General features: G+C 71.2%; 14 protein-coding genes. 4 read left to right on the forward strand and 10 right to left on the reverse strand.

All coding sequences use genetic code 11. From position 1 onward, the window contains the following. Nucleotides 1–135 precede the first annotated feature (135 nt). Together AMK31_RS31310 and AMK31_RS31315 are read left to right on the forward strand one after the other, a co-directional pair. Entirely contained in the window at nucleotides 136–1,434 is a 1,299-nt protein-coding gene (locus tag AMK31_RS31310) for a sensor histidine kinase (protein ID WP_073944080.1), read from the forward strand. Continuing rightward, nucleotides 1,431–2,117 carry a response regulator gene (locus AMK31_RS31315; protein WP_073944081.1) on the forward strand — a complete coding sequence of 229 codons (687 nt, stop codon included), beginning with the start codon at nucleotides 1,431–1,433 and terminating at the stop codon, nucleotides 2,115–2,117. Before AMK31_RS31310 ends, AMK31_RS31315 begins: the two co-directional genes overlap by 4 nt. Before the next feature lie 36 nt (nucleotides 2,118–2,153). On the opposite strand, the gene AMK31_RS31320 is transcribed toward AMK31_RS31315, so the two are convergent. After that, nucleotides 2,154–3,917: a carboxylesterase/lipase family protein gene (locus AMK31_RS31320; protein ID WP_241842772.1), complete on the reverse strand. Its 1,764-nt coding sequence runs from the start codon at nucleotides 3,915–3,917 to the stop codon at nucleotides 2,154–2,156. A 200-nt stretch (nucleotides 3,918–4,117) separates the two neighbouring features. Between AMK31_RS31320 and AMK31_RS31325 the strand changes: the two genes are divergently transcribed. Further along, nucleotides 4,118–5,554: a hypothetical protein gene (locus tag AMK31_RS31325; RefSeq protein ID WP_073944082.1), complete on the forward strand. Its 1,437-nt coding sequence runs from the start codon at nucleotides 4,118–4,120 to the stop codon at nucleotides 5,552–5,554. 46 nt (nucleotides 5,555–5,600) lie between these two features. Then, nucleotides 5,601–6,968 carry a WD40 repeat domain-containing protein gene (locus AMK31_RS41130; protein WP_073944083.1) on the forward strand — a complete coding sequence of 456 codons (1,368 nt, stop codon included), beginning with the start codon at nucleotides 5,601–5,603 and terminating at the stop codon, nucleotides 6,966–6,968. Between the two features lie 29 nt (nucleotides 6,969–6,997). Here AMK31_RS41130 and AMK31_RS31335 read toward each other — a convergent pair whose 3' ends face one another. The 9 genes from AMK31_RS31335 to AMK31_RS31370 form a co-directional block, all read right to left on the reverse strand. After that, nucleotides 6,998–10,270 (reverse strand): ATP-binding protein, encoded by a 3,273-nt coding sequence (locus AMK31_RS31335; RefSeq protein WP_079187017.1) that lies wholly within the window; start codon nucleotides 10,268–10,270, stop codon nucleotides 6,998–7,000. A 183-nt stretch (nucleotides 10,271–10,453) separates the two neighbouring features. Continuing rightward, the gene (gene xdhC, locus AMK31_RS31340) at nucleotides 10,454–11,284 is read right to left on the reverse strand and encodes a xanthine dehydrogenase accessory protein XdhC (protein WP_107468778.1); all 831 of its coding nucleotides are present in this window, start codon (nucleotides 11,282–11,284) and stop codon (nucleotides 10,454–10,456) included. A gap of 1 nt (nucleotide 11,285) precedes the next feature. Next, nucleotides 11,286–13,697 (reverse strand): xanthine dehydrogenase molybdopterin binding subunit, encoded by a 2,412-nt coding sequence (gene xdhB, locus AMK31_RS31345; RefSeq protein ID WP_073944085.1) that lies wholly within the window; start codon nucleotides 13,695–13,697, stop codon nucleotides 11,286–11,288. Then, nucleotides 13,694–15,169, reverse strand: coding sequence for a xanthine dehydrogenase small subunit (locus tag AMK31_RS31350; protein WP_073944086.1), 1,476 nt, complete (start codon nucleotides 15,167–15,169; stop codon nucleotides 13,694–13,696). The genes xdhB and AMK31_RS31350 overlap by 4 nt, the downstream gene beginning before the upstream one ends. Before the next feature lie 333 nt (nucleotides 15,170–15,502). Next, nucleotides 15,503–15,889, reverse strand: coding sequence for an alpha/beta fold hydrolase (locus AMK31_RS42450; RefSeq protein ID WP_385312038.1), 387 nt, complete (start codon nucleotides 15,887–15,889; stop codon nucleotides 15,503–15,505). Continuing rightward, nucleotides 15,882–16,124, reverse strand: coding sequence for a hypothetical protein (locus AMK31_RS41755; protein ID WP_241842774.1), 243 nt, complete (start codon nucleotides 16,122–16,124; stop codon nucleotides 15,882–15,884). The genes AMK31_RS42450 and AMK31_RS41755 overlap by 8 nt, the downstream gene beginning before the upstream one ends. Before the next feature lie 90 nt (nucleotides 16,125–16,214). Continuing rightward, a complete protein-coding gene (locus tag AMK31_RS31360) occupies nucleotides 16,215–16,661 on the reverse strand; it encodes a DUF6188 family protein (RefSeq protein ID WP_338013055.1) in 447 nt (148 codons plus the stop codon). A 30-nt stretch (nucleotides 16,662–16,691) separates the two neighbouring features. Then, nucleotides 16,692–17,498, reverse strand: coding sequence for a hypothetical protein (locus AMK31_RS31365; RefSeq protein ID WP_073944088.1), 807 nt, complete (start codon nucleotides 17,496–17,498; stop codon nucleotides 16,692–16,694). Then, a complete protein-coding gene (locus AMK31_RS31370) occupies nucleotides 17,495–18,760 on the reverse strand; it encodes a glycosyltransferase family 4 protein (RefSeq protein WP_073944089.1) in 1,266 nt (421 codons plus the stop codon). Before AMK31_RS31370 ends, AMK31_RS31365 begins: the two co-directional genes overlap by 4 nt. Between the last annotated feature and the right edge of the window lie 41 nt (nucleotides 18,761–18,801).

Here is an 18,801-nt window from a genome sequence, read left to right on the forward strand (position 1 = left end):
GCCGCGGAACCGACATGACGGCCTTCCCGCGGATGATCCGGCCGCAGGGTCCTACCTGAGAAGTAGGCCTCGCGGACGATGCCACGACCGGACAGGCGGACGCGGGCCGGGCACCGGGCGCAGCAGAATGTGCGGATGGAGACGGAAGACCGGCGCGGCAGACACCGACAGCTCATCGACGCGCTGCGCCCCGAGGCGAAAGCCGCCCCACTGTCCCGGCGAGCGGTGCGCGCCGACGCGGCGCTGGCGGTCCTGCTCACCGTCGTCGCCCTGTTCGTCGCGGTTCGCTACGCCGGTGACGGGCCGATGCAGGGCAACCCTCCCGGCGTCGACGTCGGCACCGGGACACCGGCCCCGCCCTCGCCGCCCGGCCCCGGCGAGGCACCCGTGGCGGAGGGGCCATCCCCCGCGCCCTGGGCCCTGGTCGTCCTGTCGACGCTGCCGCTGGCACTCCGGCGCCGGTACCCGCTGACCGTGTTCGCGACGGTACTGGCCGCGAGTCTGGCCATCGGCGGCTCCGCCACCTGGATCACCGTCCTGGCCTGTGTCGTCAGCGCCTACAGTGCCGTCGTGTACAGCCGGTACCGGATCCTGGCGATCGTCGTCCTGGTGATCGCCGCCGCGCTGTCCGGTATCGCCTTCCGCAACGCGGACCCCGTGCTGCCGGGATGGTCCAGCCCGGGATTCGTACTGCTGGTGGCCGGGATGCTCGCCAGCCTCGTCCGCTTCCTGCAACTGCGGCTGGCAGCCAGCCGGGACCGGGTCACCGAACTGCAGGCGGCTCAGGAGGAGGCCATGCGCCGGGCTGTCGAGGAGGAGCGAGCCCGCATCGCCGCCGAACTGCACGACGTCGTGACCCACAATGTGAGCGTGATGGTGATCCAGGCGGGCGCCGCCCGCAAGGTGATGGACGTGGTGCCCGAGCAGTCCAAGGAGGCGTTGCTGGCCGTCGAGGCGGGCGGTCGGGCCGCCATGGCCGAACTGCGCCACGTGATGGGCCTGTTGGCAGGACCGGACCACGACAGACCCGATGACCTGGAGCCCCAGCCGCAGCTCGCCAGGCTCGACGCGCTGGTCGCGCGGGTGCGCGCCGCCGGGACACCCGTCAGCGTCGAGATGTCGCTCCCACCGGAACCGCTGCCACCGGGAGTGGACCTCGCGGCGTACCGCGTCGTGCAGGAGGTGCTGACCAACACGATCAAACACGCGCGCGGCGCGGAGGCGTCCGTCGCCATCGGGTACACGGACGACTGTCTGCGGATCGAGGTCACGGACACCGGTGGCACGGCAGACTCCACGCCGGTGGAGAGCAACGGCCGTGGCCACATGGGGCTGCGCGAGCGGCTGGCCGTCTACGGGGGCGAGCTGACGGCCGGGCCGACCCCAACCGGTGGCTACCAGGTCACGGCCCTGATCCCGCGGAGCGCGGGATGACCGCGGCCCGGCCGCCGCTGCGCGCGGTCATCGCGGACGACCAGGCTCTCGTACGCACCGGTTTCAAGATGATCCTGGCCGCGGACGGCATCGAAGTGACGGCCGAGGCGGCCGACGGGGCCGAGGCCGTCGCGGCGGTCCGCCGCACGCGGCCCGACGTCGTCCTCATGGACATCCGGATGCCGGAGATGGACGGCATCGAGGCCACCAGGCGCATCCTCGCGAACGACGACCGGCAGGAGACCCGGGTCGTCATCCTCACCACATACGACCTCGACCACTACGTCTACGCCGCGCTCACGGCCGGCGCCAGCGGCTTCCTGCTCAAGGACGTCACCCCTGAACGCCTGGTCGCCGCCCTCCATCTGGTGCGGTCCGGTGACGCCCTCCTCGCGCCCTCGATCACCCGGCGGCTGATCGAGCGCTTCGCCCGGCACGACGAACCGCAGACCGTCGCCCCGCACCGTGATCTGTCCGGCCTGACCCCGCGTGAACTCGAAGTGCTCCGCCTGCTCGCCACGGGCCTCAGCAACGCCGAACTCGCCTCCCGGCTCTTCCTGAGCCCCACCACGGTCAAGACCCACGTCGGCCGCATCCTGTCGAAGCTGGACCTGCGCGACCGTGTCCAGGCCGTCGTCTTCGCCTACGAGACGGGCCTGATCGCCCCCGGCGGGGGCGCCTAGGCCCAGGATCTTCCCGTTCTCGCCGCACCGGACAGGTCAGTTCAGCTCGCTCCAGAACCCCAGATTGTGTCGGCGGTAGTAGTCGACGGGCCCGATCCGGTGCGGTGCCAGAGACTGGGTGTACGGCCGGACGGTGAGGGCCGGGCGGTGGCGGGGCCAGCTGGGCAGGCCGGGGCCGCGGGGCGCGCCGGTGCGGGCGAATGCCGCCCAGTACCCCGTCATCGTGGACGACAGGCGGCGCTGCGCCGGGGTGAACAGCGGCTCGGCCACTTCGTCCTCGAAGAGATAGGGGATGTCGCCGGCGTGGAAGGCGCCGAAGTCGAACTCGCCCGGCAGCGGCAGGAACATCGGCGCGTCCCGGTCGGCGAACTCGTACGCGTAGACCGGCACATGCCGTGCCAGCGAGTCGTGCTGGGCCTGCGTGCCGCGTGCCCACATACGGTCGGTGATCACGGTGGCCCAGGCCAGCGCGGGCGAGGGGAACGCCTCCACGGGGTACTCGGCCCGTACGCGCTTCGCCGTCCGCTCGCCGAACGCGGTGCGCAGCGCCTGGTCGTAGTCGGCCTCGGTGAACGGTTTGCCCACGGCGTCGTACAGCATCCCGACGAACGTGCGGTGTTCGTCGAGCGTCGCGCCCGACAGGACGGGCACCCGGTGGAAGCGTCCGGCGCGCAGCGCCTGGGGCGGCAGCTCGGGCAGGGTGGCGTTGCCGTACCCGAACGCCTGGAAGGCGTTCATGATGTACGGCACCTCGAGGATCGTCTCGACGGGCAGGGCCCGCAGGCAGGCGAGGACTCGCCCGGGACGGTCGTCACGGCACCCGAGGGGCGAGGTCATCTCGGCGGTGATGTCCTCCATCTCCCGCCCCGTCCGCCAGACGTACCACGGGTACCCCGGTACGCCGGGTCCCATGGCGCCGGCCGGCATGTCCATCACGGCCTCACCGCTCGCCATGACCGCCCGGTGGAAGAGCCCACGGGAAGCGGGGGACGTCAGGTGCCCCGCGACGGCGGACGCGCCGAACGACACCCCGGCCACGGTCACGTTGCCGGGGTCACCGCCGAAGGCGCGCGCGTTGTTCCGCACCCAGGTGAGTGCCGCCCGCTGGTCCTGGAGCCCGAAGGTGCCGGACCCTTCCAGGCCGGGCAGCGCGAGGCCGCCGAAGACGCCGAGACGGTAGTTGACGGTGACGACGACCAGGCCCCGCTCGGCCAGGCGGCGCCCGTCGAAGAAGGCGCCGCCGCCCACGGAGCCGTCCCCGTGGATCCATACGAGCACGGGCGCGGCCCCTCGCACGGCCGAGGCCGGCGGCGTGGTCACGTTCAGGACCAGGCAGTCCTCCTCCGTGCTGGAGATCGGCGCGTACTGTGACGGCACCTGCGGGCACAACGGCCCCGGTTCGGTGGCGTCCCGGACCCCCTTCCACGGCTGCACGGGGCGGGGCGGCGCCCACCGGTGCCGTCCCGTGGGAGCACCCGCGTAGGGGATGCCGTGGAAGATCCGGTACGGACCCGAGCGGATGCCGCGGACGAGGCCCGCGTCGGTGCGGACCGTGTCGCCGGTGGGGGTGGTGTCGGAAGCGGGTGCCGCGAGCCGGGCTTCGGTGGCTGTGGCTGTGGCTGTGGCTGTGGCTGTGGCTGTGGCCGTGGCCGTGGCCGTGGCTGCGGGTGGCGGTGTGGCTGTGGGTGCGGGTGCCGGGCCCGGAGGCGCGGCACCGGTGAGCGGCACGGACACCAGCACGGCGAGCGCCAGGGCGGTGGCCCGGTGAGGGGTTCGGCGAAAGGTTCGGCGATTCGTCACGGCGGCAAGCCTTTCTCGTGACCGTCGGCGTCGGCGCGCGGACGCACCGGAGGCGACCTGATCGGACGCCGGTCCAGGCCCGGACGGCCCGGCCACGAGAAGGGCGCGTGATCGGATCGCGCCGCCGCCAGATGCGATCACGCGCACCACTGGTTGCGACCCTCGCGACAGGCGAGGGAACCAGGCTGAAGGAGCCCTCCATGGCACCCACCACACCCGATTTCGGCCCCGACATCGACCCGTACGCGCCCTACGACCCGCAGCGCGACTGCGACCCCGAGGCCAAGCCCGGTCTGCTCGACTTCCGCGACCTGGTGCTCGCCGCCTACCCCGGTACGTCCAACATGGGCATCAGCAGGGCCTGCGGCAGCGGAGGCCAGAGCGAACACAAGGAAGGCCGCGCCTGGGACTGGGGCGTGAGCGTCCACAGCCAGGGGCACCTCGCCGACGACCTGATCAACTGGCTTCACGCCACCGACCGGCACGGCAACACCCACGCCCTGGCCCGCCGCTTCGGCATCATGTACATGATCTGGAACCGGCGCATCTGGATGGCCAACCGCCCCAACGCCGGCTGGCAGCCCTACAAGGGCGCCAACCCCCACACCGACCACATCCACTTCAGCTTCTCGCGGGCCGGGGCCCGCAAGGAGACGAGCTGGTGGAACGGTCCGGTGGTGCCGGATCGGCGGCAGCGGCTGGCGGTGGGGATGTCGGCGGACGGGCGGCTTGAGGTCTTCCATGCGGCGATCGACCAGATCTACCACACCTACCAGCATCAGCCGGGAGGGACCTGGTCGGGCTGGCAGCCGTTCGGCGGACCGTCGTCGGCGACGATCGCGTTGTCGGCGTCTTCGGACGGGCGGCTGGAGTTGTTCGCGATGAACGGTGACACGTTCATGCACCGGTATCAGGTGAAGGTGTCGGGGGAGTGGGCCGACTGGTACGCCTTCGGTGGTGGGGGAGACCACTTGGCCGTGGCCGCCAACCATGATGGGCGGTTGGAGGTGTTCGCCAGCAACTCATCGGGTGTGCATCACCGTTGGCACAACACGCCGGGTGGGACGTGGCACGACTGGCGTCCGCTGGGCGGTCCGGCGAACGCTCGGCTCGCGGCGGTGCCCGCGTCGGACGGTCGTATCGAAGTGTTCGCGCTGACCGATGACATCTTCCGCCACACCTGCCAGACCGACCTGAACGGCACCTGGCGGCAATGGGTGGACTTCGGACTGGGCGGGGCGCACCTGGCCGTGGCGAAGAACCGTGACGGCCGCCTGGAAGTGTTCGCATCGAACCCTTCGGGCGTGCACCACCGCTGGCAGAACGTCCCCGCCGGAGACTGGCACGAATGGCAGCCGCTCGGCGGCCCAGCCGACTCCCGCTTGGCGACCGTCGCGTCACATGACCAGCGGATCGAGGTGTTCGCCATGAACGACGACGTCCTCCAGCACAACTACCAGGTCGACGCAACCGGCGCCTGGCGAACCTGGCAGGACTTCGGCGGTGGGGGCTACTTCATCCAGGCCCTGCGCAATCGTGACGGTCGGCTGGAGATCTTCGCCAACAACGCCGGTGGCGTACACCACCGCTGGCAGCACCAGCCCGGCAGCACCTGGCATGACTGGCAGCCCCTCTGACATCTCCCACCCCCCAACCACCCCTCTCACAGACAGGAACAGTTCCATGGCACCCTGCCGTGTCCCACCGGACCGAGACCTCGACGTCACCAAGGCCGTCTACACCGTCGGCCGCGACCTGGGCGTGTCCGACAAAGTGATGCTGGCCGGCTTCGAAGCCGGCTGGGTCGAGTCACACATGAACAACCTCGACTGCGGAGACCGCGACTCACTGGGGGTCTTCCAGCAGCGTCCCAGCCAGGGCTGGGGCACACCGCAACAGATCATGCACGTGCCCTATGCCGCCGAGCAGTTCTTCACCCGCGCGATCCGCGTCGAGGAACAGCACCCACACCTGACGGCCGGGCAGACGGCGCAGAAAGTGCAGCGTTCCGCGTTCCCCGACCGCTACGACCAGGCCGAGACCAAGGCGCGGGCGCTGCTCGCCGAAGCGAAGGAAGCGGTCGGTCCGGTGGTGCCGGATCGGCGGCAGCGGTTGGCGGTGGGGATGTCGGCGGACGGGCGGCTTGAGGTCTTCCATGCGGCGATCGACCAGATCTACCACACCTACCAGCATCAGCCGGGAGGGACCTGGTCGGGCTGGCAGCCGTTCGGCGGACCGTCGTCGGCGACGATCGCGTTGTCGGCGTCTTCGGACGGGCGGCTGGAGTTGTTCGCGATGAACGGTGACACGTTCATGCACCGGTATCAGGTGAAGGTGTCGGGGGAGTGGGCCGACTGGTACGCCTTCGGTGGTGGGGGAGACCACTTGGCCGTGGCCGCCAACCATGATGGGCGGTTGGAGGTGTTCGCCAGCAACTCATCGGGTGTGCATCACCGTTGGCACAACACGCCGGGTGGGACGTGGCACGACTGGCGTCCGCTGGGCGGTCCGGCGAACGCTCGGCTCGCGGCGGTGCCCGCGTCGGATGGCCGTATCGAAGTGTTCGCGCTGACCGATGACATCTTCCGCCACACCTGCCAGACCGACCTGAACGGAACCTGGCGGCAATGGGTGGACTTCGGGCTCGGCGGAGACCATCTGGCGGTGGCGACCAACCACGACGGGCGACTGGAGGTCTTCGCCACCAACGCCTCCGGCGTGCACCATCGCTGGCAGAACGTCCCCGCCGGAGACTGGCATGAATGGCAGCCGCTCGGCGGACCGGCGGGCGCACGGCCGGCGACCGTCGAGTCGCATGACCGGCGGATCGAGGTGTTCGCCATGAACGACGAGGTCCTCCAGCACAACTATCAGGTCGACGCAACCGGCGCCTGGCGAACCTGGCAGGACTTCGGCGGTGGGGGCTACTTCATCCGAGCAGTCCGCAATCGTGACGGCCGGCTGGAGATCTTCGCCAACAACGCCGGTGGCGTGCACCACCGCTGGCAGCACCAGCCCGGCAGCACCTGGCACGACTGGCAGCCCCTGTGACAGACGCGCTCGGTCACACGGGTCCCCTGTCACAGCTGCCAGCGAATGTCCTGGTCGGGGGTGTAGCGGCACATCGTGCCGGTGGAGACCGTATCGCGCAGGTGGGCCGCCAGGGCCGGGTGTTGTTCGTCCAGTCTGCGCAGGGTGTCACGGATGCGGGCGGTGACGTTCTTCCGGGCGCGTTCGCGCGGGTCGCCCAGGCGGCGGGAGCGGCCTGCGAGGCCCGTGTACCGGCGCAGCTCCTCCAGCAGGGCGGCCCGCTCCCGGTCATGGGCGGCGGCTGCCTCGTCGTCCCCGCGTTCGACCGCCCGGTCGATCTCCGTCTCCAGCCGCTCCAGATGACGGCGGTAGCGCCTGCGGGCCTCGTCGTCCAGGACCTCGTCGGCCCCCATGCCGTGCACCACGGCGACGGCGTCGTCGTCCGGGTTCAGCAGCCGGACGGCGGAGATGTCCCCGCCGGGCCGGCTCAGCAGCCGGTGCAGGTCCCGCAGGCCTTTCGCGTCGGGCATGTGAACCGTGCGGCCCTCGTACGTCAGCCGCCACACCGCGCCGTTACGGCGGAACTCGTACGCGGCACCGGGCGGTGGGCCGTCACCGGCGGGCCGGGCGCTCGTGTGCCGCGCGGTGAGGTGCTCGACACGGGCGAGCAGATGCGTCATGCCCAGCTCATGCGCCTGCGCCGTGGCCTCGTCGAGCAGGGCGGCGATGTACCGCTCGTCGCGCGCGCCCTGTCCCGCGAGCGCGGCGGCCAGTTCGAGGCGTGCCCGCAGCGACCAGGCCAGCGCTTGCAACCGGTCGGCCGACCGGCACGCGTCGGTGAGGTGGCGGACCGCGGAGTCCCACCGCTGCTGTGCGGCGTCGAGGAGCCCCAGCCACAGGGTCGCCGGGCCGCTGATGTCCCACCCGAAGAGGGACACCAGCCACTGCCCCGCGTAGGGGGTCAGGCCGGCGCGGGCGTTGTCGCACCACGCCGGATCGCCCGACGCCGCTGCCGCCTGGGCCTGATAGCGCAGCCACAGGGGGGTGACGCTGAGGTGCAGCACCGTGTCCCCGCCGGCTCCCGCCCCCGGCCGGAGGGCGGGCGCGGCCGGGCGTTCGCCGGCTTCGAGTTCGGTGAGGGCCTCGACGAGTTCGAAGTAGGGGTGCTGCTGGGTCCGCAGCTCGTTCAGCAGCCGCCTCGCCTCGGCGAACCTGCCTTGCAGCACGAGCAGTGTCCAGCGGTGGTGGGTGACGAAGTACCGGTAGTAGTTGGCTCCCGGAGCACTCATGGCCTCCGAGGCGTCGAGCAGTTCGGTCGCCTCGGCGAACCTGCCCATCACGCCGTGGACGACGCTGCGGTCGATGACGGCGGTCAGTCGCAGGCGGGGTGAGCCGTCGGCGTCGGCCATGGCCACCATGGCGTGGAAGTCCTCCAGGTACCGCGGGTCGTCCGATTCGAGCGCGGCGACCCACCGCATGGACATCGCCACGTGTTCGGTCCAGCGGTCGCCGCGGCGATGGGACACGGCGACCAGTTCCGTCGCCAGCGCGTGTCTGTCTCCCGCCGCCCGGGGCCCCCACTCCGCCTGCAGCCGCGCCCACAGCCCGATGTGCAGGGTGTCGTCGTCACCCGCCGCGCGGGCGCCGGCGATCACCCCGGCCGCGACGCGCTGGGCGAGGTGGGACTGCGAAAGCATCAGTTCGCCGGTGTCTGTGACCGGCACGGCGCTGCTTGCCTGCGGGGGACGTGGTCCCACTCCGGGCGCCCCGGCCCCACCGTGCGCCGCGGTCTTCGCGCCGGAGGCGACGAGTCGTGCGTGCGCCCAATGCAGGGCGCGCGGTTTCAGCAGTGCCGTGTCACCGCGTCCGTCGGCGCCGTACAGGGTCAGTGCGGTACGCCCCAGCAGCAGCGGGTCGTCCAACTCTCTGGCCGATGCGGCGGCTTCGCCGAACACGCGCCAGGAGCGTTCGTGTTCACCGCACAGCTGGAGCGCCAGCCCCAAGTCCAGCCCGACCAGCACCCGCCGCGCGGAGGCGGCGTCACCGAGCCGGTCCAGGGCGCGGCCGTAGTGTCCCACCGCCTCGTCGTGCGCCAGGCGGTTCTCCGCGTGGCGTGCGGCGGACAGCAGCAGGTCCACGGCCTCGTCACAGTCCAGTTCCTCGTAGGCGTGATGGGCGTGGCGGGCCAGCTCGACCGGCAGGGTCACGTCCGGCGTCGTCGCCGTGCCGCGCAGCGCGCGTACGGCGGCCGCGTGCAGCCGGCGTACGGACCGCGAGTCCAGGCCGCCGTACAGCGTCTCGCGCACCAGGTCGTGCTTGAAGAGGACTGTTCCCGACCGTTCGTGCTCCACCAGGGCCGCGTCCTCGGCCTGCGCCAGCCACCGGCGCACCTGGCCCGGCGAGGCACCGGTGACGCTCGCAAGTGTCTCGGTTGCGAACCGGCGCCCCAGCACGGATGCGGCACCGAGGCAGGCCACCACGGCGTCGTCGAGCAGTTCCAACCGCTGCTGCAGAGCGGCATGCAGGCTCGCCGACATGTCCGTCACCTCGTGACCGTCCGCCCACAGGCGCGCGGCCTCCTGAACGAAGAAGGGGTTGCCGGCCGTCCTCCCCAGGACCTCGGCGACGAGCCGGTCGTCCGGTGCCCTCCCTACCGTACGGTGCATCAACTCGGCGACGTCGGCTGCTCCCAGGCCCGTCAGCGCCAGCGTCGTGGCCCGCGACATGAGCGCGCGCAACCGGTCCCGCAAGGGGTGGTCCGGCCGCTCGATCTCCACGTCCCGGCACGTCGCCACGATGAGGGCGGGCTCCAGGGACATGTGCTGCGCCGCGAACTCCAGCAGGGCGACCGACGCCGCGTCGGCCCAGTGCACGTCCTCCAGCACGATCAGCAACGGCTGGTGCTGCGCGGCGGTGATGAGCAGGGTGGTGACCGCGTCGAACAGCAGGAACTGCTCCGTCTCCTCCGCCTTGGCCTCACCGCCCATCAGAGCCTGCCAGGCCGCTCCGGCACCGTCCGACGCGGCTTTCCAGGCTTCGGCGCGCGCGGTTCTGCGCAGGCCCCGGATGACCTGCGTCCACGGCCAGTAGCCAGGAGTGCCGTCGGCGCCCCAGCACGAGCCGCGCACCACGGTCATGCCCTGCCGGCGTGCTTCCCGCATCGCGTGTCCGGTGAGGGAGGTCTTGCCGATGCCCGCCTCACCGGTGATCAGCAGCAGTCCGCCGTGGCCGGTGCCCGCGCGCTCGATGTGAAGGCGCACGGCGCGCAGGAAGCCGTCACGGCCCAGCAGCGCGGGCCGGGCCCCGCTCGGCGGCACGGTCACGTCCGGCACCGGCCCTCGCAGGCAATCCCCGACCGCCCCATGCCCACCCACTCCCGCGCAGCGTCCGGCCCCGGCCACAGCCGTGGTCCCGTCCAGAAGCGTAGGACGTGTTCGAAAAGTGGATCAAGGCCACATCCTGGGGCACCTCCGGCTCGGGGCTGCCCGGCGATCCGGTCCGGCGAGTCAGTCCCGCTCGGCGGCGAGTGGGTCCCCCTCGCTCTCGAAGGTGCGCAGCAGATCGGCGGCGACGCTCACGGCGATGGTCGCCGGTTCCTTGCCGTTGATGTCGGCCAGCCCGATCGGGGTCTTGATCCGCTCGATGGCGGCATCGTCGTGCCCGCCCTCGTCGGCGAGCACCTTGCGGAACCGCGCCCACTTGGCCGCCGACCCGATCAGCCCGATGGAGCCGAGATGCGCGGTACGCAAGGAGGCGTCGCACAGAGCGGCGTCCTCGGCGTGATCGTGGGTCATGATCAGGACGTGGGTGCCGCGCGGCAGCTCCGCCAGCACCTCCTCGGGCAGCAGCGGCGTGTGATGCACGTGCACCTGCGCCACCGCGTCCGCCAGCACGCCGAGCCGCCCCTCGGCCAGGACATCGGACCGGGAGTCGACGAGGTGCAGGTCGAGGTCCTGCCGTGCCAGGATGCGCGCCAGTTCCAGCCCGACGTGCCCCACCCCGAAGATCGCCACCGCCCGTACCACCGGCAGCGGTTCGAGCAGTACCGAGACCGTGCCGCCGCAGCACTGCACGCCGTGCCGGTTGGTGACCTTGTCGTTCAGGGCGAAATCGATCAGTTCCGGTCGCGACTCGGCCGCGGCGATCATCTCACGGGCCCGGTCGATCGCGACGGCCTCGACGTTGCCGCCACCGATCGAGCCCCACGTCTCGGTCCGCCCCACGACGAGCTTCGCACCGGCGTCGCGCGGGGCATGGCCCCGCACGGTCGCGACGGTCACGAGCACGCCGGGCTCCCGGCGTGCTCGCAGCCGCGCGACCGCGCCGACCCAGGACATGTCAGGCACCGCTCAACGCTTCCGTGTCCGTGCGGATCCCGCCGTTCACGGCGAACCCCGTGCTCACACGACCGTTCCGGGAGGCACCGGCCTCGCGGGCCGTCTGGATCGCCCAGTACACCGCCTCCGGCGTCGCGGGCGAGGTCAACTCGACGCTGACCCCGCTCGGCCCGAACGCGGCGGCGGCCTGCCGCAACGCCTCCCGCACCGAGAACGCCAGCATCAGCGGAGGCTCGCCCACCGCCTTGGACCCGTATACCGCGCCCTCCTCGGCGGCGTTCTCCAGCAGCGTCACGTTGAATTCCTCGGGCATCTCCGAAAAGCTCGGCAGCTTGTAGGTGCTCGCGGCCTGCGTCAGCAGCCGGCCACGGTTCGGCCCGTCACTCGTGTCCCAGCGCAGGTCCTCCAGCGTCAGCCAGCCCGCGCCCTGCACGAAACCACCCTCGACCTGCCCGATGTCGATCATCGGGGACAGGCTGTCGCCGACATCGTGCACGATGTCCACCCGCCGGATGCGGTACGCGCCGGTGAAGCCGTCCACCTCCACCTCGGTCGCGGCGGCACCATGGGCGAAGTACTTGAACGGCGTGCCGGTGAACCGCTTCGCGTCCCAGTGCAGCCCCTCGGTCCGGTAGAACCCGGCCGCCGACAACTGAACTCGCTGGAAGTACGCGGTGCGCACCAGCTCGTCCCAGGCCAGCTCCTTGTCGCTGCCCAGGGTGCGTGCGACGCCGTCGACGATGCGCACGTCCGAGGCGCTCGAACCCAGTTGGGTGGCGGCCACCTGCAGCAGCCGTTCGCGCAACTGCTCGCAGGCGTTCTTCACCGCCGCACCGTTCAGATCCGCTCCCGCACTGGCCGCGGTGGCGGAGGTGTTGGGCACCTTGTCGGTCCGGGTCGGGGCCAGCCGCACCTTGTGCAGCGGGATGCCCAGCGTGGTCGCGGCCACCTGCAGCATCTTCGTGTGCAGGCCCTGGCCCATCTCGGTGCCGCCGTGGTTGATCAGGACGGAGCCGTCCTTGTAGATCAGGACCAGCGCGCCACCCTGGTTGAAGGCCGTGAGGTTGAAGGAGATCCCGAACTTGAGGCCGGTGACCGCGAGTGCCCGCTTCGTATGCGGGTGCGCGGCGTTGAAGGCGGCGATCTCGCGCTTGCGATCGGCGACGCCGGCGTCGTCCTGCACCTGCTGCCAGACGGCGGAGATCCGTTCGGGCTGCACGACCGGCTGTCCGTACGGCGTGCACTGACCCCGCCGGTAGAAGTTGCGCTCCCGCAATTCCATGGGATCCAGGCCGAGCAGCGGCGCGCACCGGCCCATGATGTCCTCGATCACCAGCATGCCCTGCGGTCCGCCGAAGCCCCGGAAGGCGGTGTTGGAGACCTTGTTGGTCTTCGCGATGCGACCGGCGACGCGCGCGTTGGGAATCCAGTAGGTGTTGTCGATGTGGCACAGCGCGCGGGCCACGACCGGCTCGGACAGATCCAGGCTCCAGCCGCCGTCCGCGGTCAGGGTGGCGTCCAGGGCCCGGATACGGCCGTCGGCGTCGAAGCCGATCTTCCACTTCGCGTGGAACCCGTGCCGCTTCCCGGACATGGTCAGGTCCTGCGTCCGGTTGAGCCGCAGCCGGACCGGCCGGCCGGTCAGCTTGGCGCCGAGCGCGGCGACGGCCGCGAACCCGTGCGGCTGCATCTCCTTGCCGCCGAAGCCGCCACCCATCCGCAGGCACTGCACGGTCACCTCGTGACTGTGCAGGCCGAGCACGTGCGCGACGATCTCCTGGGTCTCCGACGGATGCTGGGTGCTGCTCTGGACGAACACCTGCTCGGCCTCGTCGACGTAGGCCAGCGCCGAGTGCGTCTCCAGGTAGAAGTGCTCCTGATCGGAGAACTGCAGCTCGCCGGTGAACACATGCGCGGAGTCGGCGAAGCCGGCGTCGACGTCACCGGTCAGCATCACGGGCTGAGCGCCGTGAAAACTGCTCGCCGCCATCGCTTCCCGCAGCGTGACCACGGAGGGCAGCTCTTCGAGTTCCACCTCCACGGCCGCCGCACCGAGCCGGGCCGCCTCCAGGGTCTCGCCGAGCACCCAGGCGACCGCGTGGCCGTGGAACATGACCTCGTCGGGGAACAGCGGCTCGTCATGCTTCATCCCGGCGTCGTTGACGCCGGGCACATCGGCACCGGTCAGCACGCGAACCACCCCCGGCACGGCGAGCGCGGGCCCGGTGCGCAGCGCGGTGATCCTGCCGTGGGCCTTCATGACCTGGACCGGGTAGGCGTGCAGCACGTCCTTGGTGCGGTGCACCAGGTCGTCGGTGTAGAGCGCGGTGCCGGTGACGTGCAGCGCGGCACTCTCGTGCGGCATCGGGAGGCCGACAACGGGCTTCTCGGGACGCTGGGACAAGTGGCTCATGACGGCACCGCCTCGGTGGTTCGCGCGTACAGCTTCAGCAGGCTCTGGCCGAGCATCGCGGAGCGGTAACCGGCGCTGGCGCGGTGATCGCTCATCGGCGTGCCCTCGCCCTTCAGCACCAGGGCCGCGGCCTCGACGGTCTCGGCCGCCCACGGCCTGCCCTCCAGGGCCGCCTCGGTGGCGAGCGCGCGGATCGGGGTGGCCGCCACCCCGCCCAGGCCGATGCGTGCCTTGCGGACGACCCCGTCCTCGATGTCGAGCGCGAAAGCGGCGGCCACGCTCGAGATGTCGTCGAAACGCCGCTTGGCGATCTTGTGGAAGGCCACGACCGGCGACAGCGGCAGCGGAACGCGCACCGCGCGGATCAGCTCGCCGGGACGGCGCACGCTCTGCCGGTAACCGGTGAAGTAGTCCGCCAGCGGGACCTCACGCTCACCGTCGGCGTCGGCGAGCACCACCGACGCCTCCAGCGCCAGCAGCGCCGGCGGGCTGTCACCGATGGGGGAGCCGGTACCCAGGTTGCCGCCGAGGGTCGCGCTGTTGCGGATGAGCCGGGACGCGAACTGCGGGAACAGCTCCGCCAGCAGCGGGACACTGCCGTCCAGACGGCGTTCGGTCTCGGTGAGCGTCAGCGCCGCCCCGATCTCGACGCAGTCGGATTCGACGCGCAGCTCCCGCAGTTCCGGCAGCCGGTCGATCGCGACCACGCAATCCGCCCGGCGGGAACGGATGTTCACCTCCACGCCCCAGTCGGTGGAGCCGGCGACCACCACCGCGTCGGGCCGCTCGCGCAGCAGCTCCAGCGTTTCGGCAAGGGTGCTCTTCCGCAGGAACGCGCCGTCGTCCCGGACGTATTCGGTGGCGACCGGTACGGGCGGTGACTGCTCGCGGCGCCGCGCCAGCGGGTCCTCATCGGTCGGCGTACCGACGGCGAACGCGGCGTCGCGGATGGGGCGGTAGCCGGTGCAGCGGCAGAGGTTGCCGCTCAGCGCGTGCAGATCGAAACCGTTCGGACCGTGCTCCGCGTCGGTGCTGTCGGCACGGTCCGAGTCCGAGTCGGCGTGCGGGCAGCGGTCGGGCCGGTAGTACTCGGCGGCCATGCTGCAGACGAAACCCGGTGTGCAGTAACCGCATTGGGAGCCGCCGCGGACCGCCATCTCCTCCTGCACCGGGTGCAGGGTGGGCGGCATCCCGGGTCCGCCGGCGGTGGCGAGACCTTCGGAGGTGACGATCTCCTGACCGTCGAGCGCCGCCACCGGGACCAGGCAGGCGTTGACCGCCACCCAGTCGGTGGGCTTGTTCACCCCGGGACGGGCCACGAGCACCGAACAGGCACCGCATTCACCCTCGGCGCAGCCCTCCTTGGTGCCGGTGAGACCGCGCTCGCGCAGGAATTCCAGCACCGTGGTGTGGGGCGCGGACGGTGAGATCGGTGCTTCTTTCCCGTTGACCGTGATCCGCGCCGCTACCATGACAGGACTTCGTTTCGGTGCGTGATCGATCGATTCATCATGTTCGCCAACTTCAGGCAGCTTTCTGTGATCAGACGCGCCACATCAGACGGGCAGGCGCACAACGGCACGCGACGCGACGGCGGCGTGTCGGAAGACGGTGGTGATAAACCCCGGAGAAATCCTGGAGGAACCCGGAAGTACCGGGAAGAACCCGGAATGTGCCTCGACGGGCACATCAGAACGGCGTACTCAGCAGCCGTGCGCGATTCGACCCGGAACCCAGACCGTGCACTGGGCGAGGCGACCGAGATCAGAAATGGCGTACATCCGCTGGTCGCCTCCTTTCGGCAGTCATGGGTCGACGTCCACCGCAAAGTAGTGGCAGGGGCCACCGAGGTCAAGACATCGACCTCGGTTTCTCACGAGGCGGCGCTCGCGGCCTCTTCGATGAGGCCGGTGATTGGTCGCGGCTGCGAGGCCAAGGGCGTGGCCAGCGTCGAGGTCGACGACCTTGCGAGCGTTCATGCGCTGGGCCATGCGGCGCTGGTCGTCGGGGTGGATCATGCGGTCGGCCGTGGAGACCTGGTACCAGGCCGGCTTCGCGCGCCAGGCCGGCGCGGTGACGGAGTCACCGAAGGTGGACGCCGGCGGGGCCTTCTGCGTCACCGCCATCACCAGGGCTTCGTCCTCCGGGAGGTCCTGGGCGAAGCTCTCGTGGAACTTGTCTTGCTCACCCACAGATAGCCGTCGGAGTCCGGGGCGAACGCCGCGAACTAGACCAGTCCGCCGATCCCTCGATCCGCCGGACCATTTTGCGTGTGCGCTCGGCGTCGTCGGCCAGCGACGTCAACGGATTCTCGACCGCGTGCAGCTCGCCGAATCCGCGCCGGTGGAGTTCGGTGATCACTTTCGCCCAGTGGGCGGCGCCACCCCAGAAGCCGTGGACCAGAACGATTGCAGGCTTGTCCGCCATCGACCCGTACCCTTCAGCAGCGCGCCGACGAAATCTTCTCATCACACGCCCATGCAGGAGCGCTCGCATGTCCACACGCCGCCGGATCGGTTACCGCCGAGCCACCACCGCAGGCTCGGACTCGCTTGCTCCCGAGTCGGTCCAGACGGCGAGTTCGCCCCCTGGCAGCGAGGCGAAGCGCCATCCCGCCGGGCCGGTGACCTGCCATGCTTCGAAGGACGGATCGGACGAGCAGGTCAGTTGGTGGCCTGTGTCGAAAACGAGTCGCAGGGTGCCGGACTCGAACGCGACCGCCGACAGAACATTCGCTCGGAAGAGAACGAGGGCCGCTGCGACGTCCTGCGATTCCGGTTTCAGGAGCACGGACGGTTCGGCGTGGACTGTCCCGTGCGACAGGCTGACCGGTGCCTCCAACGCCACTTCCCAGTCCGAGTCGAGGACCAGCACGAGCCGGAAGTCCACAGCCGAGAGCCATGGGGTTTCCGGCGCCAGGGCGGCATGGCTCGAAGCCGAGGAACCGCGGACGGCGCCCGCCACCGTGCAGGTGGCGGGCCCCCGTCCGTCGTCTCAGTGGCGCCGCGTCACCTCCACCGACAGGTCGTTGTCGACGGTGTAGTAGGGGTGTACGGCGGCGTCGCCGACCGGGACCGCCGGGAAGACGAACACCTCCTTGCGGTCCGCGACGTCGTCGAGGAGCCTGGCGAGCCGGATCAGGGGGGCCTCGGCGGCGGGCTGGAGGAAGACGTCCCACACGCCGGTGTGGGCGGCCAGTTCCTCGTGGCCGACCGTGACGGAGAAGTCGTGGCCGTCGGGCCCGGCGACGGGTCGCACCGTGTGCACGGTGCCGCTCCCGCCCCGCAGCCGCAGCCGCACGGCGGCCTCCTCCTGGAGCGTGACGCCGTGCAGACGCGCGCGGACCGTCACCGCCCGGTCCGTGACGTCGATCCGGTCGACCTCCGCATGGGCGGGCCGCACCCAGGCCCGTATCGCGAGATGGCCGTCCGTGGTGACGTAGGGGATCCGTACGGCCAGCGGCGCCCGCCGGTCGCGGGGCCGGCCGTCGACGAGGGCGCGCAGATCGCGCGGGCCGGGCCGCAGCCGCTGCCGCTCGGCACCGGGCTCCCGCAGCAGGAACACGTCCCACCGGCCCTCCGCGAGGACGGGGTCGGACCCGAGGACGGCGCGTCGGCGACCGTCGTCGTCGGCCTCCAGGGCGAGTTCGTGCAGGACCTGCTCGGGCTGTCCCTTCTTCGGCCGCAGCCGCAGCAGCAGCCGCGCTCCGTCGGCTGCCCCGGTGCCCGCCTCGAAGACGATCCCGCCGTCGTCGTCGACCACGCAGCCCACCCGGGGCACCGTCTCGTGCGCCGTGCTCATCCTCGCCCCTTCCGTATGGTGCGCAGTACGCCGTGGGCCGCGGCGTGGGCCGCGTCCCGGGCGGCGAAGCCGTGGCCGGTCAGGACGTGCTGGACGCGGGAACGCTCCCGTACGCCCGCTCGGCCCGCGCGGCGCGCCGCGACCGCGTCCGTGAACAGCCGCTCGGCCTGCTCGACCACCGGGCCGGGAGCGAAACGCCGCGCGTTGCGCTCGGCCGCGCGGCCCATACGGCGGCGCAGCTCGTCGTCGCGGACCAGCTCCAGCAGGGCCGTGGCCAGCGCGTCCCGGTCGCCGACCGGCACCAACCGCCCGTCCACCCGGTCCTCGATGATCTCGCCGGGCCCGTAGGGGCAGTCGGTGCTCACCACGGGCAGGCCGCAGCGCATCGCCTCGACGATGGTCATGCCGAACGGCTCGAAGTCGGCGGCTGTGGCGCCGATCGAGCCCTTCACCCACTCGGCCTCCATGGGGGCCGCCGCACCCATCAGGAAGACGTTGTTCCACAGGCCGAGTTCGTTGACGAGCCGCCGCAGCCGCTCCTGTTCCTCGCCCTTGCCGTAGATGCGCAGCTGCCAGTCCGGATGCTCGGCGGCGACCGCGGCGAAGGCTTCGACGAGCAGGTCGTAGCGCTTGACCGGGACCAGCCGCCCCGCCGCGACGACCACCTTCGCCGTACCGTCCGAGGTGGGCAGCACGGGGTCCGGCACGCTGTTGGGCAGGGCCTGGACGCGTACGTCCGGCAGCCTCATCTTGCGCCGGTAGGCGGCGGCGTCCGCCTCGGTGACGGTCGTGATCACGTCGAGCCTGCGGTAGGCGCGGCGCAGCGTCTGACGCAGTCGCGGCGGATGGTTGTCCAGGGTGAGGTGCTCCTGTCCGACGCGCACCACATGGTCCGGGGCTTGCAGCGCGAGGTGCACGTTCAGTCCCGGCCGGGTGCCGATCACCACGTCGGCGTCGATGGCGGCGAGGCAGTCGCCGATCCGCTCGTCCGTCAGTTCGCTGTACTGCCCGTACCGGTACTCGGCGTGCGGGAAGACCCGGGCCGGCCTCCGGTGCGCCGGATGGTCCTTCTCCTTCCGGAGATCCACCAGCGGTCGCAGCGACACTCTCGGGTCGAGCAGGAAGTTGGGACGCTCCCGGTGCCGCAGCACGGAGACGATCTCCACCTCGTGCCGCTCGGCCAGGGCTTGGGCCAGGTTGAACGTGGTGGTGATCGTCCCTCCGATGCCGTAGGCGTTGTGAAGCAGGAAAGAGATCTTCATGGCGGACTAGACCATGGCGACTTCCGTGAGGTTGCCGCCCG

The organism is Streptomyces sp. TSRI0107, assembly GCF_001905845.1.
GTDB lineage: Bacteria > Actinomycetota > Actinomycetes > Streptomycetales > Streptomycetaceae > Streptomyces.

Excerpts from the sequence above, each read along its gene's own strand:
- AMK31_RS31310 (WP_073944080.1), top strand. The coding sequence starts at position 136 with ATGGAGACGGAAGACCGGCGCGGCAGACACCGACAGCTCATCGACGCG.
- AMK31_RS31315 (WP_073944081.1), top strand. The coding sequence starts at position 1,431 with ATGACCGCGGCCCGGCCGCCGCTGCGCGCGGTCATCGCGGACGACCAG.
- AMK31_RS31325 (WP_073944082.1), top strand. The coding sequence starts at position 4,118 with ATGGCACCCACCACACCCGATTTCGGCCCCGACATCGACCCGTACGCG.
- AMK31_RS41130 (WP_073944083.1), top strand. The coding sequence starts at position 5,601 with ATGGCACCCTGCCGTGTCCCACCGGACCGAGACCTCGACGTCACCAAG.
- xdhC (WP_107468778.1), bottom strand. The coding sequence starts at position 11,284 with ATGTCCTGGGTCGGCGCGGTCGCGCGGCTGCGAGCACGCCGGGAGCCC.
- xdhB (WP_073944085.1), bottom strand. The coding sequence starts at position 13,697 with ATGAGCCACTTGTCCCAGCGTCCCGAGAAGCCCGTTGTCGGCCTCCCG.
- AMK31_RS31350 (WP_073944086.1), bottom strand. The coding sequence starts at position 15,169 with ATGGTAGCGGCGCGGATCACGGTCAACGGGAAAGAAGCACCGATCTCA.
- AMK31_RS41755 (WP_241842774.1), bottom strand. The coding sequence starts at position 16,124 with ATGGCGGACAAGCCTGCAATCGTTCTGGTCCACGGCTTCTGGGGTGGC.
- AMK31_RS31365 (WP_073944088.1), bottom strand. The coding sequence starts at position 17,498 with ATGAGCACGGCGCACGAGACGGTGCCCCGGGTGGGCTGCGTGGTCGAC.
- AMK31_RS31370 (WP_073944089.1), bottom strand. The coding sequence starts at position 18,760 with ATGAAGATCTCTTTCCTGCTTCACAACGCCTACGGCATCGGAGGGACG.